Genomic DNA, 17,682 nt, shown 5'->3' with positions numbered 1-17,682 from the left:
TAAAACATGAGCACTTCAAAATTATCTTGTTTCATAATCTCAATTATATTTTCCACAACATTATTTTGTCAGAATCCTCTCAAAAGAGATGTATATACTTTAGGAGGAACTTTAAATATCAGTTATGCGAATTATAATTACGAAAAATCAAGTAATGAAGAATTCAGATTAACTGCTTCTCCATCATTGGGATATTTTATAACAGATAACATTATGATTTCCGGCAAGTTGGGTTTCTTATATTTTGAGTCAAAATATACTTCGAGTGATTTTGTTGGCAAATCATACAGCAGACAATTTTCAATTGGTTCATTTTTCCGTTATTATTTTAATGCTGAAAAATTTATTCCGTTTCTCGGCGCAGGTATTGATTATGTTAAAGTTTTTCAAACAGAATATTACAGCACGGAAATTTTTTTCACAGGTGGATTAAATTATTTTTTGAGCAAGGAAATTGCCTTCGAACCTTTTGTTTCTTATTCAATTATTTTAATGAATAACATAAGCAAAAGCTCAAACAATTTGAGTATTGGTGCGGGAATAAATTACTTTTTCACTCATTAAATTTAGAATTAAAGGGGGTAAACAATAAATTTGTTTACCCCGTTTTGTTATTAAGACTTCTGAGAAATTCAATGCTTCATTTCTGTGTAAACGGCAATCCATTGATTTATTAAGAAGATTTCCACTTTATAGAAAATGACGGACAATTAGAAATCTATTTTTCATAGGTTCCTATTTTATAAAAGTTGATATTTAATACCAGCACTTATCCATCTGCCAGGCAGCGGAAGACCTGCAAAATCAGAATATTCTTTGTTGAATAAATTTGTTGCTCGAATAAAAATGTGGAACTTACTTAATTGAGTACTGATTTGCGAATCGATAATTAAATAGGCATCAAAGTTTACTCTTTTTTCATATCTGAAATGCCAGTTCTGCTCAAATCCAAATGGCAGTTCATGATTGATACTTAGTAATAATTGATGTTGTAAATAATCCAATAAATATTTTGATTCGTATTTACCTGTTGTTCGATTCATGGTTAAGTAAGTATAACTAATCTCAGCTTTTTTTATTGGAATTCGGTAATCAATTTTTTGAGGCAGAATTTGTAAATTAATTTCTGTTCCATAAGTTTTTACTTCAGCAATGTTTTCTACTTTCCACGGTTCATCTTTTGAAATTCTGCCCCAATCAATAATATTCTTTCCATCTTTGATAAAAAAGCTTAAATCAATCATAAAGATTTTCTGAAAAGATGAAAATCCAATTTCATAATTTGTTGTTTCTTCATGTTTCAAATCCGGATTGCCCATGTTAGCTGGACTCGTGTAATAAAGTTCTGTAAAAGTTGGTATTCTAAATGCTTTGCCAAAAGAAGCAAAAACTTTTGATATATTCGAAATTTTATAAGATACATCTGCCCCGTGCCAGACTTTCCAACCAATGGTTGAATAATTATAAATGAATATTCCAGCTGAAGCTGTAAAATTTTTGTAAGAATCAATTAAATGTTCGAGAAAAAATCCTCCTTTACTTCTTTGATGAGAACCAAGATTCGAACTTTTAATTTCATCTTTTGTTAATTCACTGCCAACACTTGTTGTGCCCAGTAAAGATTTAATTGATGCTTGGATTTCAAATCCATACGAATAAGTTTTATGAATATTGTGGTACCAATCAGGACGTGTTTTGTCAAGTATATAGTCATCATCATTTCTGCGCCAGAAAATTTTGGGAGAAACATTAATTTTTTCATTTCCAATTTCAGCAGAAGAGCTAAAAATTTTTGTTGTCGTTTGTTCCCATTGATTTGGAAATCTATCGGAATAAAAATTATATGCACCAAATTTTTTATCAACATAACCAAAGAAAAGATTAAACAGATTTTTTTTGATTGTAAAGTTCTGTCCTATCGAAAATGATGTAATATCAAAATTTGTATTCTCTCTGTAACCATTTGATTTCTTTCTTGAAAAAGTAAAATTGTTTCCTGTTATGCTTATCGGATAAGAAGAGAATAAATTGATGTCGTATAATCCATGTTCACCACCGAGAGCTGAAATTGAAAAAGTTTTTTCTTTTGATTTTTTAGTAATAATATTAATTGCTCCTCCAAAAGCATTTGCCCCAAATGTTCGGGAACCTTGTCCTTTTAAAACTTCAATTCGCTCCACATTTTCAAGTGAAATTGGTAAATTCAAATTGTGATGACCCGTTTGAGGGTCAATTAATTTGATTCCATCAATCATAATTAATGTTTGTTCAAAAGTTCCTCCTCTTATTCCTGCATCTGCTTGAATTCCTTCTGTACCACGCACTTTTAAATCAAGCGCATTTATATACTGAAGTAAATCCTGAATATTATTAACAGGAAGATTTTTTATATCCTCATGAGTTAAGATTGTAACGATACGTGATAAATTAAAATATTCAACAGGAGTTCTGTAAGCAGTTACAACAACATCATCTAATTTATATTCTTTTTCTTGTGAGTATATTCTAAATTGATTAATAACAAAAATGAATAACAAAAGAAGAATTATTCTTTTCATTTATCCTCCCTTTTTATTAATGAATAAATAAAAAAATGATTAAACATAAGTTCATAAAGATTGGTTATTGCCTGCTTCTGAAAATTTTTATTATCCCGCCTGGGTCATGCTTTTGGCATGTTGGGATTAAGGATGTGACTTAAATTTTCAGAAGAGTGGAAGTAATAATGTAGAATTAAAAGAACAAATAAATCATAGACTTATTAAATCGTTATAAATGATGAAAGCCATCAGTATAAGTAAAATTATAAATCCCGCATTTTGAATTGCTATTTTAACTTTTAGTGGAAGTTCTCTTCTGAAAATTCCTTCAAGAAATATTATAATAAAATGTCCACCATCAAGTGCAGGGAAAGGAAGAATGTTAATAATTGCAAGACTTAAACTGAGCATTGCAAGAAAATATAGAAATGAAATTGTTCCTGAATCTGCTGATTTAGCTGCATACTGTGCAATTTTAACCGGTCCGCCAAATGCTTGATTAAATGGAATTTTTCCAGTAATTACTTTTTTAAGCATGCCAAAAGTCAAAACAGTATAATTGCCAATATTTGCGACGCTGTGTGTGAATGCAGAAAGTACATCATAAGTTTTATACTCAAATTCTCCTGTATAAGCGTCACTAACGGCAATCCCAATTTTTCCTTCGATGCCAGGATTAACAACTGTTTTTAATGTATCATTATTTCTGAGGATTACAATTTCTAAATTTTTTTCTTTGTTTGAAGAAATGATTTGAACAACTTGCTCACGGTCCTGAACTTTTATTCCTGCTATTGATATAAAAATATCGCCAGGTTTTATTCCTGCTTCTTCTGCTGGAGAATTTTTCATTACATCTTGTATATAAGGTTGAGTAGGATAAGGAAAAATAAAGAACCCATTTTGTGAATTTTCTGTTACAGCCCTACTTGAAAAATTGAAAGTAACAGTATCACTATTTCTCAGAACTTTGACATAGATATTTTGATTATCGGGTGTAAAAATATTTTCAACTACATCATCCCAGTTTTTTACTGACTTATTATTTATTGAAATTATTTTGTCATAAGATTGAAATCCAACTTTCTCAGCAATGCTGCCCTTATCAATTTTACTGATTGTTGTTGATTTAAAAACCTGTTTGCCAATGAAATAATTAATCCCCCAGAATATTGCAAGAGTTAGGATTAAATTCATTATGACGCCGGCACTGATAACAAAAAGCTTTTGTAATGTTGATTTTGACCTGAATTCATATGGCTGCGGTTCACTTTGAATGAATTTAGTATCAAGACTTTCATCAATCATGCCGGCAATTTTAACATAACCACCAAGTGGAAATAGACAGATTCTGTAATCAGTATTTCCCTGTCCATCCCAATCAGCTGGTAAATCACCAAAAGTAAATCCATTTAATTTATTCCAGCCTAAAAGTCGCTTGCCAAAACCTATAGCAAAAATATCAACACGCATTTTGGATAATTTTGCAGCAGCAAAATGTCCAAATTCATGAATGAATACAAGTATTGCAATTGTTATGATAAAGTAAATTATATAATCCATTATGATTTTCTCTTAATTATATTTTTTATTTAAAAACTCTCTTGTTTTTATGTCTACTTCAAAAATATTTTCTAATGTTGCTCGACTGTGATTATTTATTGCATCGAGTGCTTCTTTTATTAAATCCGGAATCTGAGAAAATTTAATTTTTCCTGTTAAAAATTTTTCAACTGCTACTTCATTTGCTGCATTCAGAATACAGGGAGCCGTTCCACCTTCTTCAATTACATCATATGCTAACTTCAGGCATACAAATTTATCAAAATCAGGTTCAAAAAATATAAGTTGACCAATTTTTTTTATATCGGTTAATACATCAGAATAATTAAATCTTTTTGGATAAGAAAGGGCATAAAGGATAGGAAGTTTCATATCGGGAAGACTTAGCTGCGCTTTTATTGAACCATCCTTAAATTCTACCATTGAATGAATTATTGACTGAGGATGTATGGCAACATCAATTTGATCTTTGGAAAGCCCAAATAACCAGAAAGCTTCGATTACTTCGAGTCCTTTGTTCATCATTGTTGCTGAATCAATTGTAATTTTATTCCCCATTTTCCAGTTAGGATGACTCAATGCTTCCTTGATTGTAACATTACAAAATTCTTCCTTGCTTTTATTTAAAAACGGTCCACCTGAAGCTGTTAGAATAATTTTATTTATATCTTTCTTTTCTTCTCCCTTCAAACATTGAAATATTGCACTATGTTCAGAATCTACAGGAATTATTTCAGAATTATATTCATTCAAAAGTTGTATGATAATTTCTCCTGCAACCACAAGAGTTTCTTTATTGGCAAGAGCGATTCTTTTGTTCTTTTTAATTGCTTCAATTGTTGGTTTAAGTCCTGCAATGCCAACTATTGCCGAAAGAAGAATATCATAATCTTCCTCTTTTGTTATTTGTAGAAGACCTTCTTCACCTTCAATAATTCTGCATTTATTACCAGTGCGTTTTTTGAGTTCTCTTGCTTTTTCTTTGTTTTTAACAACAACAGAAGATGGATTAAATTCATTAATTTGTTCTTCAAGTAAATCGATGTTATCATTAACTGTTAAACCCGCAACTAAAAATTCATTTTTGAAGTTTCTTATAATTTCAAGAGCATTCTTACCAATAGAGCCTGTTGAACCTAAGATTAAAATTTTCTTCATAATTTAATTCATAAATCTATGAGTTATTGCAAGTAAGAAATTTATTATCACAATTAAATTTATAATATGGTTTAATCTAAAAATTTTTTTAAGGTAATTATATCCTTCTTCATTTATCGGATTATTGCTATTCAGATTTTCTCCTAATGCAGTTTTTAATTTTTTTGCTGAAGGAATTATGTAAAGAAAGATTATGAGAAGCAAAATTAGCATCAGTATTTGTTTGGTTGTTAGCCAATGATTTGAAGTTATTTGAAAAAATGAATAAGCAGGATTTATTAAAACAAGAAAAATACCGGTTATTAAAATTCCAGCAGCACTTATCATTCCTGTTAGGTTTGATAGTTTGAGATAAAGTCTAATTAAATTTTTTTCGCATGCCAAGCCTTTATTCTTAGTTATGTTAGATTTCAAATACAAATCAGAAATAAAACTGATAATCCATCCTCCAGCAAAAATTATATGTAAGGTTAATAAAGTCGGATAGAAATCCATTGTGATTCCTTTCATTTTGTGCTCTTAAATATAAAAAAAGATGACGAGATAATTCATACCACCAAATTAACATTAGTGAGAAAACCTTAGTCATAAAAAATGAAATGTAATTAGTCCCTGTATGGCCTGTTAAGCCATTGGTCAATTGTAAGTTTTAAAAAATGAATATTTATTGGTTTGGCAATATAATCGTTCATTCCAGCTGCAAGACATTTTTCTCTGTCTTTCATACTTGAATGAGCGGTAACAGCAATAATTGGAATTTTACCAATACTTCCCGGAATTTCTCTGATTTTTTTTGTAGCAGTAATTCCATCCATATCAGTCATTTCAATATCCATTAATACTAAATCGAATTGGCCTGTTTTTACAGCATCGATAGCATCATTTCCATTTGAAACAGCTTCTACATCATAACCAACTTCCCGTAAAATTTTACATTCTAAATTTTGACTTATTGGATTATCTTCAACAAGCAGTAATTTTTTTCTTAATTGCTTTTCTTCCTGTAATTTTTCAACTGTTTCAACTTCTTGTTTCTCGTTTTCAGATTTTTGAGGGATTTCCAGAATGTTTCCTTCGGTTTTTTCAACTGGCTGGAGTTTAAAAAATGCATTAAAATAAAATTTGCTTCCAATGCCAATTTTGCTTTCTACTTTGATATCTCCACCCATAAGCTTAACAAATTCTTTTGCGATTACCAGACCTAAACCTGAGCCTTCTTTTTTATCTTTTTTGCTTTTTACCTGAACATAAGGTTCAAATAACATTGGAATTTTTTCGGCAGGAATGCCATGCCCTGTATCTTCCACCGAAGTTATAATTTCTACTGTATTGATTGTCCTCGATTTTTGTTTTACAGTAATTTTTACTTTTCCTTCGTCTGTAAATTTTATTGCATTTCCTACAAGATTCAAAACAATTTGTCTATATCTTGTTGGGTCTCCATAAATTTTTTCTGGTATTTCTGAATCAACTTCCTCTTCAAGTTCAATTCCTTTCTGACGGGCAGTTTGCCCCATAATTGAATAGACTTTATGAATTTCATCTCTAATATCAAATTCTTCAATATCAAGTTCCATTTTCCCGGCTTCTATCTTGGATATATCAAGAATATTGTTTATAATGTCAAGGAGTGATTCAGCGGCAAGTCTTGCATCTCGGGCAAATGCTTTTAATTCTTCTTTACTTTCGAACAAATCATTTTCAATCAAAGTTAAAAATCCCATAACAGAATTCATTGGTGTTCTAACTTCGTGACTCATATTTGCAAGAAATTTTGTTTTATAACTGCTTTCTTGCTGAGCTTTTTGAGCAGCTAAATCGGATTTGAGTTTCTCCTGTCTTAATGCTTCAAGTGCTTTTTGTCTTTCATTTTCTGCTTGAACCTGTTGAGTTATGTCCTGTAGACTTCCTTCGTAGTAAGTAATATTTTCTTCTTCATCGTAACTAATTCTTATATTAATTCGAGCTGTAATTTCAGAACCATCTTTTTTTAGGAATTGTACTCTGTAGTTTCTAACTCTTCCTTGTTTTTCCAATAATTTATGGAGCAGGTCCCAATCAGCTTTTCTTTTAAATAAATTATCAATGAAATTTAATTTGTAAACATCATCATCGCTAGAATAACCGAGAATTTTTACAAATGCTGGATTAACAGCAGTAAATTTGCCTGTAGGAAGAATTTGAAAAACTCCCTCCGTTGAATTTTCAAAAATATTTCTGAACTTTCTTTCTGATAATGCAACCTCGTAACTTTTTAGAAGTGCTTCGTGTCTTAATCTATAATTGATATAACTTGCTACAATTGCCATTACACTTATAATCAAGACCAGAATAATTGATTCGAACATGTTTGGGAGCGAAGTAATTGATGGATTGCTGAACAATATTGAAGTAACAAAAACTAAGTTGTAATAAATTGCTACAATTATCTGATCTTTTACTTCCCAGCTTAAGAATAATGCTGCAGTAAAAATTATTAAGCTGATTATATGAGAATTGAAAACAAGAGTATGAGGTTCGAGATAAATCAATACTCCGAATGAAATAACAATTGAAAGCAATAAAATGTGAACCAGGACAGCAGGATGATTTTTCCCAAATTTTGTGTTTGATAATGCCAGCAGAATAAAAGCAATTAAAACTGATGTTAAGCGAGAAATGTAATGTTGAATGCTATGCTCTGCAAAGTAGATGACTTCAAATATTAGAGCAACAATTCCCGCTGCAGCAGTAAATGTGGCTAACGACCTGAAAGGAGGCAGTAATTGTTTTTTGTTTTCCTGTTTTATAAACTCCTGAACTTTTAACTCAAGAGTTTTTGATGATGGTCGTGTTGTAATCGATTTACCCACTTATTTTATTTCAAAATGAACTTTTTCTTAATTTTTTAAGTAAGTTTAACTACAATGTTGTTTAATTTTTTTAATTATTTTGAACTTTCAGATATAAAATATTTTATTCTCCAAACAATTTAATAAATAAATGAAATTCAACCAAAAAATTGAAAAGCTAAATCTTAAGTTGTGATTTTAGTTTATGAGCGATTTATTTTATCAAATAGACCTTAGCATATTTTATTTTATTAATCATTCACTTTCAAATCCAGTGTTCGATAAATTTTTTGTTTTCATAACTGATGTAAAAAATTGGTATATAACTTATTTAATATTGTATTTAATTCTCATAATAAAGGGCGGGAAAAGAGGAAAAATATCTGCTCTAATTCTAATATTCTTGATTGTGGTTTCAGACCAGTTAAGCAGTGTATTTATAAAAAATTTATTTGCAAGAATTAGACCTTGCAATGTGCTTAATGACGTTAATCTGCTTGTTGGATGCACCGGTTCATTTTCATTTCCATCATCTCATGCAGTTAATAATTTTGCAGTTGCAATTTATTTCGGTAAACTATTTCCAAAATTTAAATGGATTTTAATAAGTGTGGCTTCTCTAATTGCTTTTTCAAGACCTTATGTTGGAGTTCATTATCCTTCGGATATTTTGGGTGGAGCAGTAATTGGTTCGTTGCTTGGAATTCTTTTTTCTTATTTTGTAATGTTGATAGAAAAATTTTATGACGAGAAAATTAAAAAGGGTAAAAGCAACTATGAAAACTAAACTTCAAATTGCAAAAAACTGGTTGCCAAGATATACTGGAACTAAAATAGATGAATTTGGTGATTATCTGCTGTTGACAAATTTTTATAATTACATAATTAAATTTGCTGAAAGATTCAATTGTGATATTAAAGGAATAGGAAGACCAATGCAAACTGCTACCAACAATAATGGTCTTACAATAGTGAATTTTGGAATTGGTTCTGCAAATGCAGCAACAATTATGGACTTACTTGTTGCAAGAAATCCAAAGGGTGTTTTGTTCTTAGGGAAATGCGGAGGTTTGAAACAATCTACAGAAATTGGAAATTTTATTCTTCCAATTGCTGCAATAAGAGGAGAAGGAACAAGTAATGATTACCTGCCTCCAGAAGTTCCTGCACTGCCATCATTCAAACTTCATAAGTTTGTTTCCGATAAAATTGTTGCACGCAATATGGAATATCGCACTGGTGTTGTTTATACAACAAATAGAAGATTATGGGAATGGGATGAAAATTTTAAGCAATATCTAAAAAGAATTGGGGTTATTGGCATTGATATGGAAACCGCAACCTTATTTATTGTTGGTTATGCAAATCAAATTGCTCGCGGAGCTTTATTGCTTGTTTCTGATTTACCAATGTTTCCTGAAGGAATTAAAACAGAAGAATCTGATAAACTTATTACACAACTTTATACTGATGTCCATCTTGATATCGGAATTGAAGCAATGACAGAAATTGGTGCGAAGGGTGAACAAATTAAACATTTTACTTTCTGAATGAAACATTAATTATTTTATAATGTTCAATCAATGCATTAATTTATTGAGAGGAAATCTATGAAAAAATTTTTATTTATAATTTTTGGTTTGGCCATTCTTCTGAGTTATTCTTCTGTTTATGCACAAAACTCAGATGAGAAAATAATTAAAGAAACACTAACAAAACTTTTAAATTATAGTAAAGAAAAATCTTTTGAAAAAGCTGCCAGTATAATTGCATACACTGGTGAAGATAAAAGTAGAGAATATAAAACCTCTTTCGATGCTTCTAATAAAGAGGAGTTGAATCAGGTGAAAAGAATTTGTAAAAGAATTTCTGCACTTTTAGACATCAGTTCAAATTACGAAACCGGAAAAGTTACAGTTTCTAAAGAAAATAATATTGATATATACACTGCAGAAGTAACATTTATTAGCGGCGAAGAAAAATTAAAAACAAATTTTAAATTTGTTAAAATTGATAAAGGGTTTTTGCTTCTGAGTGTTAATTAGTTTAACTGTATAATTTTTTCAGTTATTGTTAAATTCATACTACCAATGCTAAGATTGCGAACAAATCAATTATAATTAACATTAAACTCACTTCTACTTTTTTCCCGATAAAAATTTTTATTAAGGTCCAAGAAAGAAAACTCCATATAATTCCTTGAGTTATTGAGTTAGTTAATGGAATTAATATCATTCCAAGAAAAGCAGGAATAGAATCATCAAAGTTATTCCAGTTAATTTTAGTAATTGGTTTCATCATAAAGACACCGACAAGAATTAATGCAGGTGCAGTTGCAATTGGTGGAACTATTGAAATTAGCGGTGAGAAAAACATAAAAGGTAAAAACAAAAGACCAGCTATCACAGCCGTCAAACCAGTTTTTCCTCCCTCTTCAACGCCTGCGGCTGATTCAATGTAACTGGTTCCTGAACTTGTTCCAAATAATCCAGAAATTGTTGTTGAGAATGCATCAACAATTAGAGATTCTTTTATTCTTAGTGGTTCACCATTTTCATCAAGTAAATTTCCAGCTTCTGCTACTCCAATGAAAGTGGCAATTGAATCAAACATATCTGTAAAAAGAAAAGCAAAAATTACAGGGAACAAGGAAAATTTTATTGATTCAATCAAATCGAGTTTGAAAATAAGACTGAAATCAGGATTCGCAAATAAACCTTTCCAAGAAATTAATGTTGATGTGCCAAAACTTGCAAAAGCATCACCATAAATTCTACCTATCGGAATAGATAAAAAAGTTGTAATGACAATTCCTAATATTAAAGCTCCTTTAACTTTTTTTATCACTAAAATAGAAGTTATAATTAAACCAATAAGAAAAGTAATTACTGCAGCATCTAACTTACCGATTCCAATAATTGTAGCAGGATTACTTACAATAAACTTAGCATTAACAAAACCAATAAAAGTAATAAATAATCCTATGCCAGCTGAAATACCAAATCTAATTTGTTTTGGAATTGATTTTAGAATTAATGTTCTTATATTCAAAATGGATAGAACTAAAAAAATTATGCCTGACCAAAATACAGTTCCAAGTGCAACTTCCCACCTGATACCCATTCCTAAAACTATTGAGTAAGCAAAGAAAGCGTTTATTCCCATTCCTGGAGCAATTAAAATTGGATTCTTTGCATAAATCCCCATCATGATGCTGCTAAATGCACTAACTAAAATTGTAGCTGTAAGAACCCCTTCAAAGGGCATTCCTGCGGATGATAGTATAGAAGGATTAACAACAATAATATACATTGATGCTAAAAATGTTGTTAAGCCTGCTATTACTTCTGTCTTGAAATCAGTATTGTATTTTTCGAACTGGAAATATTCTTTTATCATATTAATAATTCCACATGAATTATTAATACAATAAGAAAAGAAAAAAGATAAATTGCAAGAATATGTTTTTATAAATCAGGATTTATTTATTTAGACAATTAAGAATTAGGTAGTATTTTTTGGGGAGCTTCAAACCTTTTGATATATGGAAACTTAAGAAAAATTCAATGAATGATTCCAGTATAAACCTGCCTTAATGGGCAGGCATGAATTCATTGATTATTAATATTGTCTAATTCCTCCATTGTAATGCAATAACAGCAAGAATGAAAATTCTACTTTTCTGTCATTCTTAGAAAACAACCAACGGTTGTCGACGAAGAAACTAAAAAATAAATTTACTTTTCAAAAGAGATTCTTCATTCAGCTTCGCTTCATTCAGAATGACTTTTATTCTGTCATTCTGAGGAACTCGTCAATGGCGAGTGACGAAGAAGCTTAAAAAATTTACATTTCTAAATTTTTCTTTCTTGTCTATGATATCATTTATTGTAAAAAATCTCCCTAAATCTCTTAAAAAGAGAGGGATTTTAAGTCTCACATCCTTTTCGTTATGAATATTTTCTGAAATTTTTCTTTTAACTAAAGCAGACTTAAAATAGACTTTGTAATTCTTTAACGTTTAGAATTTTTTATCCCGTATTTCGGCTATCAATATCTTTTTATTATTTTTATATGTGAAAATCAAAAAGAATTATTGATATGAGTAGTGAAGACTTAAAAAACAATATACTAAATTCGATAGCTGATGGAATTTTTACAGTAGATGAAAATTTTAAGATAAATTTTTTTAATAAATCTGCTGAAAAGATAACGGGTTTTAAGAGTGAAGAAGTAATTGGGAAATTCTGCAAAAATATTTTTCAATCAGATTTATGTTATGGGAATTGTCCTATTGCAAGAGCTTTAAAGTTTGGTGAAAATATATTTGACTTAAGAACAAAGTTAAGAATAAAAGATAATACAATTAAATTTGTCAGGTTAAGTGCTTCAGTAATAAAAAATGAAAAAGGAGAACCATCGGGTGGAGTAATTTCTTTTAGAGATATTTCGACTTATATAAATGAAAGAGAAAGCGCAAGAAGTGATGAACATTTTTATGGTATCGTTGGCAACACTCGTTCAATGATAAATATCTTTAATTTAATTCATGAAATTGCTTATACAGATGCAAATGTTTTGATTCAGGGCGAGACAGGAACAGGCAAAGAGATGATTGCCGATGCAATTCAAATGACAAGCAAAAGGAAAAATGAAAAATATATTAAAGTTAACTGTGCAGTTTTGCCTCCTACATTACTTGCAAGCGAACTATTTGGTCATACAAAAGGTGCATTTACAGATGCAGTCAAAGACCGTGTTGGTAGATTCGAACTAGCAGACAAAGGTACAATCTTTCTTGATGAAATTGCTGAAATGCCTCTTCAAACCCAATCACAATTATTAAGGGTAATTCAAAATGGAACCTTTGAAAGATTAGGAGAATCAATCACACGGCATGTAGATGTTCGAATTATTGCAGCTACTAATGTTAAAATTAAAGATGCAATTGCAGAAGGAAAATTTCGTGAGGACCTTTATTACAGATTAAATGTTATTCCAATTGAACTGCCCCCACTTAGAGAACGGAAAGAAGATATTCCTTATCTCATAAAATATTTTATCAAAAAATTTAATTTGATTTATCAAAAAGATATTCTTGATATCGATAAAACCGCTCTTGATATTTTAATGAGTTACAATTGGCCCGGGAATATAAGAGAACTCGAAAATGCTATTGAATATGCTGTAATAAGATCTAAAAAAGAACATTTGCTGACTCCGTGCTGTCTTCCTGAGCAAATAAGAAATTTTTCTTCAAATGAAATCTGCATGGAAAAATTATTAAAGACCAAAAAAATTAGCACTTCTGAATTAATCCGATTGCTTGAAACCTATAAATGGAATAAATCAAAAGTAGCAGAAATCTTAGGGGTTAACCGTTCTACATTATGGCGATGGCTGAAAAAAATTAGACAAAATTAATGTTGCATTTGCAACAGATTATTTTATGCTGATAATTATTTGTGATTAAATAAATTGTAAAATACTGTTGCAAATTTATGCAACGATTTATTTGCCCACCATATTTATGTAAAATTTTCCTGCAAAAAAAGAAAAATTTCAAATAGTAAACTGACAAAATTTTTAATTCTCTGGCAATAATTTTGCTATTGAAATAGCATGAACATTATGTTAGGAAATTATCATTTTCTTACAAGAGATTATCCTTCTGCAAAAGAAGAGCTGGAAAATTATTTATTATTATATCCAGATAACAAGCGTGTTAAAAAGAAATTAATAATATGTTACACTCAGGTTAATGAACTTGAAAAAGCCATGGATTTATTTTATTCACTTGTGAAAGAAGACATTGATTTCATAATTAATACAAATCCAGAAACCGAAGACTGTCCCTGCCCTGATTTAGTAAAAAAAATAGAGAATGAAAAACCAGAATATTTAAGCGAATATGATTTGTCTTTAGAACTTGGAATTTTATGGCTATACTGTAATGGAGAAAAGTCAGTCCAATATTTTGAAAAAGCCTACAACTTAAATGCTGAAGATAAAAGAATTCCTTCCGTTATAAGTAAAATTAAATCAAGACTAAAGTAGAACTAAATAGGAGAAAATAATATGTCGAAAGAAATTACAAGAAAAGAATTTTTAACGAATACTTCAAAGTATGCAGTTGGAGCAATGGCAGGAGTAATTGGATTGAATGCTCTTGCTGGAGGCAAAATATTGGCAAGCCCTAAGGATTTCACTTGGCCCTGGCCTTATCAAGCTTTAGATCCTGAAGATGTTAGAATTAGAGCTCATCATTTATATTGGAGTGATAAGGATTGTGCATCTGGAGTTTTTGGTGCATTTGTAGAAGCATTAAGAGAAAAAATAGGTGACCCATGGAATTCAATGCCAATCGAGGTAATGTTATTTGGTAGAGGCGGTGGAAATGGTTGGGGAACATTATGTGGAGCTGTAAATGGAGCTGCTGCTGTAATTAGTCTTGTTACATCTAAAGCTGATTCTGGAAAATTAATTAATGAAATTTGGGGCTGGGCATGTTCAGAAGCTTTACCTACCAATGCAGCAAATCAAGCTGCTATTGATGGAAAATATATTGACAAAAAATATAACGATGTGTTGCCTCAAAGTGTAAGTGGTAGTGTTCTCTGCCATGCCTCTGTTTCTCAGTGGTGTAATATAGCAAAAAAGAAAGTAAGTGATACAGAAAGAAAAGAAAGATGTGCTCGACTTTCTGGTGATATTGCAGCTAAAACAGCAGAAATATTGAATGCCTTCTTTGCTCAAACATTTAAATCAACTTATGTTACTCATCCTTATGTTACACAATGTCAGGGATGTCATGGAACAGCTGCATTTAATAATGTAATGACTCAAATGAACTGTGAACCATGTCACGGTGATCCTCACAATGTATCAGGATTAATTGAAGTAAGCGGAGAAATTCCAAGTGATTTTCATCTTGAGCAAAATTATCCTAATCCATTCAATCCATCTACTAAAATTCAGTTTTCTGTTCCAAGAACTGAAAAAGTTTCAATTATAGTTTATGACTTGATGGGAAGAGAAGTAAAAAGATTAATTGATTATGATATATTAAATCCGGGGAAATATACAGTAGAATGGAACGGAACGGATAATTCTGGTAATAGAGTTTCAAGTGGAATTTACTTTGCTCGAATGACAGCAGGTCAATATCAATTTACAAGAAAGATGAACTTATTGAAATAATGATTTAATATTGAGGGGGTTGTCGAAAAAAAATACTTATCAAACAAAATAAAATTATGCATAAGACAACCCCTTAAATAGTCACATAATAACTGAATTATAAATCTAAAATGATTTAATGAAACAATAGAATTTTCTAAAAGAGAAGTGATTCTTTCCCAATCAATATTATAAAAGTAAATCTGTTTATTTGTATCATCAAAATTCACGTATCAATCTCAAATAATTAAAGCGTTCAAATTTTTGTTTTCTATTTCAATCGAAATTTAGTAAAAAATTTTATCAAGTATTGGGAGATATTCAGGAATGCCTCTTTCAATGATATTTTGGACTTAACATAATTTAAGGAAATTTATTTTTTATTTAATGAACAAACTTATAAACATATTTTTTTGATATGTTTAGCTGTTTAGTATATTTATCGTTCTATATTGAAAACTAAAGTTAAACAGATTTTAATTACTAAATTTAACTAAGTAAATAATATAAGAGATATATCCTAAAAACAATAAAAAACCCTCTAATCTTGAGATATTTTTCTTTAAGAAACCCATTGGAAAAATTATAATGCTGAAAAACAACATAACTGCGGTGTCAATAATATTAATCTGATTTAGATTAATTGAAGTAATAACCGCAGATATTCCAATAATAGCGAGGATATTAAAAATATTCGAACCCACTATATTACCAACCAAAATATCAGATTCATTCTTTATCGCAGCAACTATTGAAGTAACAAGTTCAGGTAGACTTGTACCAACTGCAACAACAGTTAATCCAATAATAAATTCACTTGCACCTAATAATCTTGCTAATTTGATGGAACCCAGTATAAATAAGTCTGAACCAAAAACTAAACCTAATAATCCAAATATTACAAATAAAACAGAAATGAAAACTGAGTATTTAATTTTAACCGCTTCTGCTAATTCATTTTGATTATCCTTTTTAGAAAGATAAATTGAAATAACTATATAAAGAATAAGAAGTAAAATAAATGTCAATCCAGAGATAAAGGAAATGTGTCCTGAAATTACAAATATTGTAAAAATTAAACTTACAAAAATCATAAATGGTATTTCACGTTTAACAGCAGAAGATTGAACAATAACTGGTTTAATGATTGCAGATAGTCCTAATATCAATGCAATATTTGCGATATTTGAACCTACTACATTTCCAATAGATATAGCACTATTGCCTTTTAATGCAGCTTGTATACTTACAACAAGTTCAGGACTACTAGTTCCAAATGCAACTACAGTTAGTCCAACTACTAAAGGAGTTAATCCTAAACCCAATGCTAACGAAGAAGAACCTCTTACAAGAAGTTCACCACCAATAAACAGAAGTAAAAGTCCAAAGAACAGTAAGAAAAATATTTCCACGATTCCCCTTTCTAGTTTGTGAATTTAATTTATAAACTTTATCATTTCTTCTTGCTAATGAAACTAATTTGAATTGTAATCTCATCACCTCTAGTCAAAAATTTTATCATTTTCATTTACTTTATATTATAAATTTTTCTATAATTATTTCTGTTGTTTCACCTGTAATTTAATTTATTCTAAGGGTTCCTAATTCGATTAGTATAAGAACAACATTTTTCTTTTTCTTATTTTAAAATTTTATGTGATAAATGCGAAAATTTGATTTCAAAATTAATTAGAAAGCTTCAACAAAACATAATATAATTAATATTTATGATCGATTTTATGAAAAGTAATAAAGAATTTAATAAAAAATTCAAATTTTCGATTGTTTCATTTTTTGCACCGTTAACGAAATCGCAACTTTATCAACAGTCTAAAAATGGAATGCCAATAATTTTTCGCTGCTAAGTTATTACCTCTTAGATGAATTCCCATCATTGGTAAGTAAAATTTATGCAGTTTGTTTACTAACTTGTTGTTTTTAAAAATCGTATACTGTTCTATACTGGATTCTTCGCACCTTAAACATAATTTGTTACTCTAAATTAAATTGTGCATCTTCATCATTAAATTTGAAATGTATTTCTTGCTTGAATATATCAATAGTTTGTATCAGGTTATAACGGTTTGGGTACATTATTATTCACAACATCACGGATAAAATTGGTATTTATATTTGATACAAAGCATTGATGAATTCAAACTCACTGTGGTTAATGCTTTTAATATTGCTATAGGAGTTTCTACTTTAGTGAAATTGCTTTTTCCAAAAGGATAGATTCTAAAAACTTAAAAGCCTTGTAAGTTATAGTCTTACAAGGCTTTATTAAGTGAGCGCGGGCGGGCTCGAATTTACTCGCCTTTGGAGGGACACCGACCCTAATGATTAAAAGGCTTTTAATGTAAATTTAGAAACAAAAAATCCTGCTTGATATGCAGGATTCTTATTAGTTG

The 17,682-nt window shown here is 29.9% G+C and carries 14 protein-coding genes; 7 read left to right on the top strand and 7 right to left on the bottom strand.

Annotated features, from left to right (window positions below):
• Positions 1-6: 6 nt before the first annotated feature.
• Positions 7-564, top strand: a complete 558-nt coding sequence (locus tag VJY32_RS13835) for a hypothetical protein (protein ID WP_353678525.1) — start codon at positions 7-9, stop codon at positions 562-564.
• Between the two features lie 176 nt (positions 565-740).
• Here the strand turns inward: VJY32_RS13835 and VJY32_RS13830 are convergent, their stop codons facing one another.
• From VJY32_RS13830 to VJY32_RS13810, 5 genes are all read right to left on the bottom strand, one after another.
• Complete coding sequence (locus VJY32_RS13830) at positions 741-2,558, bottom strand: TonB-dependent receptor plug domain-containing protein (protein WP_353678524.1); 1,818 nt, start codon at positions 2,556-2,558, stop codon at positions 741-743.
• Positions 2,559-2,750: 192 nt separating this feature from the next.
• Positions 2,751-4,103: an RIP metalloprotease RseP gene (gene rseP, locus VJY32_RS13825; protein ID WP_353678523.1), complete on the bottom strand. Its 1,353-nt coding sequence runs from the start codon at positions 4,101-4,103 to the stop codon at positions 2,751-2,753.
• Positions 4,104-4,115: 12 nt separating this feature from the next.
• Positions 4,116-5,261, bottom strand: a complete 1,146-nt coding sequence (locus VJY32_RS13820; RefSeq protein ID WP_353678522.1) for a 1-deoxy-D-xylulose-5-phosphate reductoisomerase — start codon at positions 5,259-5,261, stop codon at positions 4,116-4,118.
• Positions 5,262-5,264: 3 nt separating this feature from the next.
• Complete coding sequence (locus tag VJY32_RS13815; protein WP_353678521.1) at positions 5,265-5,771, bottom strand: hypothetical protein; 507 nt, start codon at positions 5,769-5,771, stop codon at positions 5,265-5,267.
• Positions 5,772-5,866: 95 nt separating this feature from the next.
• Positions 5,867-8,113 carry a PAS domain-containing hybrid sensor histidine kinase/response regulator gene (locus VJY32_RS13810; RefSeq protein ID WP_353678520.1) on the bottom strand — a complete coding sequence of 749 codons (2,247 nt, stop codon included), beginning with the start codon at positions 8,111-8,113 and terminating at the stop codon, positions 5,867-5,869.
• A gap of 184 nt (positions 8,114-8,297) precedes the next feature.
• On the opposite strand from VJY32_RS13810, the gene VJY32_RS13805 reads away from it, so the two are divergent.
• The 3 genes from VJY32_RS13805 to VJY32_RS13795 are packed head-to-tail and all read left to right on the top strand — an operon-like array spanning position 8,298 to position 10,137.
• The gene (locus tag VJY32_RS13805; protein WP_353678519.1) at positions 8,298-8,879 is read left to right on the top strand and encodes a phosphatase PAP2 family protein; all 582 of its coding nucleotides are present in this window, start codon (positions 8,298-8,300) and stop codon (positions 8,877-8,879) included.
• Complete coding sequence (locus VJY32_RS13800) at positions 8,869-9,642, top strand: AMP nucleosidase (RefSeq protein WP_353678518.1); 774 nt, start codon at positions 8,869-8,871, stop codon at positions 9,640-9,642. The genes VJY32_RS13805 and VJY32_RS13800 overlap by 11 nt, the downstream gene beginning before the upstream one ends.
• A 60-nt stretch (positions 9,643-9,702) precedes the next feature.
• The gene (locus VJY32_RS13795) at positions 9,703-10,137 is read left to right on the top strand and encodes a hypothetical protein (RefSeq protein ID WP_353678517.1); all 435 of its coding nucleotides are present in this window, start codon (positions 9,703-9,705) and stop codon (positions 10,135-10,137) included.
• A 34-nt stretch (positions 10,138-10,171) separates the two neighbouring features.
• Here VJY32_RS13795 and VJY32_RS13790 read toward each other — a convergent pair whose 3' ends face one another.
• Positions 10,172-11,491 (bottom strand): NCS2 family permease, encoded by a 1,320-nt coding sequence (locus VJY32_RS13790; RefSeq protein WP_353678516.1) that lies wholly within the window; start codon positions 11,489-11,491, stop codon positions 10,172-10,174.
• 702 nt (positions 11,492-12,193) lie between these two features.
• On the opposite strand from VJY32_RS13790, the gene VJY32_RS13785 reads away from it, so the two are divergent.
• The 3 genes from VJY32_RS13785 (at position 12,194) to VJY32_RS13775 (ending at position 15,292) form a co-directional block, all read left to right on the top strand.
• Entirely contained in the window at positions 12,194-13,516 is a 1,323-nt protein-coding gene (locus VJY32_RS13785; protein ID WP_353678515.1) for a sigma-54 interaction domain-containing protein, read from the top strand.
• Positions 13,517-13,723: 207 nt separating this feature from the next.
• Positions 13,724-14,149 (top strand): tetratricopeptide repeat protein, encoded by a 426-nt coding sequence (locus VJY32_RS13780; protein WP_353678514.1) that lies wholly within the window; start codon positions 13,724-13,726, stop codon positions 14,147-14,149.
• A gap of 21 nt (positions 14,150-14,170) precedes the next feature.
• Positions 14,171-15,292, top strand: coding sequence for a C-GCAxxG-C-C family (seleno)protein (locus VJY32_RS13775; RefSeq protein ID WP_353678513.1), 1,122 nt, complete (start codon positions 14,171-14,173; stop codon positions 15,290-15,292).
• A 455-nt stretch (positions 15,293-15,747) separates the two neighbouring features.
• On the opposite strand, the gene VJY32_RS13770 is transcribed toward VJY32_RS13775, so the two are convergent.
• A complete protein-coding gene (locus VJY32_RS13770; protein WP_353678512.1) occupies positions 15,748-16,683 on the bottom strand; it encodes a calcium/sodium antiporter in 936 nt (311 codons plus the stop codon).
• Between the last annotated feature and the right edge of the window lie 999 nt (positions 16,684-17,682).

The organism is Rosettibacter primus (genome assembly GCF_036860675.1).
Lineage (GTDB): Bacteria > Bacteroidota > Ignavibacteria > Ignavibacteriales > Melioribacteraceae > Rosettibacter > Rosettibacter primus.
This window is presented reverse-complemented; position numbering and strand designations above follow the sequence as displayed.

Excerpts from the sequence above, each read along its gene's own strand:
- VJY32_RS13835 (WP_353678525.1), top strand. The coding sequence starts at position 7 with ATGAGCACTTCAAAATTATCTTGTTTCATAATCTCAATTATATTTTCC.
- VJY32_RS13830 (WP_353678524.1), bottom strand. The coding sequence starts at position 2,558 with ATGAAAAGAATAATTCTTCTTTTGTTATTCATTTTTGTTATTAATCAA.
- rseP (WP_353678523.1), bottom strand. The coding sequence starts at position 4,103 with ATGGATTATATAATTTACTTTATCATAACAATTGCAATACTTGTATTC.
- VJY32_RS13820 (WP_353678522.1), bottom strand. The coding sequence starts at position 5,261 with ATGAAGAAAATTTTAATCTTAGGTTCAACAGGCTCTATTGGTAAGAAT.
- VJY32_RS13815 (WP_353678521.1), bottom strand. The coding sequence starts at position 5,771 with ATGAAAGGAATCACAATGGATTTCTATCCGACTTTATTAACCTTACAT.
- VJY32_RS13805 (WP_353678519.1), top strand. The coding sequence starts at position 8,298 with ATGAGCGATTTATTTTATCAAATAGACCTTAGCATATTTTATTTTATT.
- VJY32_RS13800 (WP_353678518.1), top strand. The coding sequence starts at position 8,869 with ATGAAAACTAAACTTCAAATTGCAAAAAACTGGTTGCCAAGATATACT.
- VJY32_RS13795 (WP_353678517.1), top strand. The coding sequence starts at position 9,703 with ATGAAAAAATTTTTATTTATAATTTTTGGTTTGGCCATTCTTCTGAGT.
- VJY32_RS13790 (WP_353678516.1), bottom strand. The coding sequence starts at position 11,491 with ATGATAAAAGAATATTTCCAGTTCGAAAAATACAATACTGATTTCAAG.
- VJY32_RS13785 (WP_353678515.1), top strand. The coding sequence starts at position 12,194 with ATGAGTAGTGAAGACTTAAAAAACAATATACTAAATTCGATAGCTGAT.
- VJY32_RS13780 (WP_353678514.1), top strand. The coding sequence starts at position 13,724 with ATGTTAGGAAATTATCATTTTCTTACAAGAGATTATCCTTCTGCAAAA.
- VJY32_RS13775 (WP_353678513.1), top strand. The coding sequence starts at position 14,171 with ATGTCGAAAGAAATTACAAGAAAAGAATTTTTAACGAATACTTCAAAG.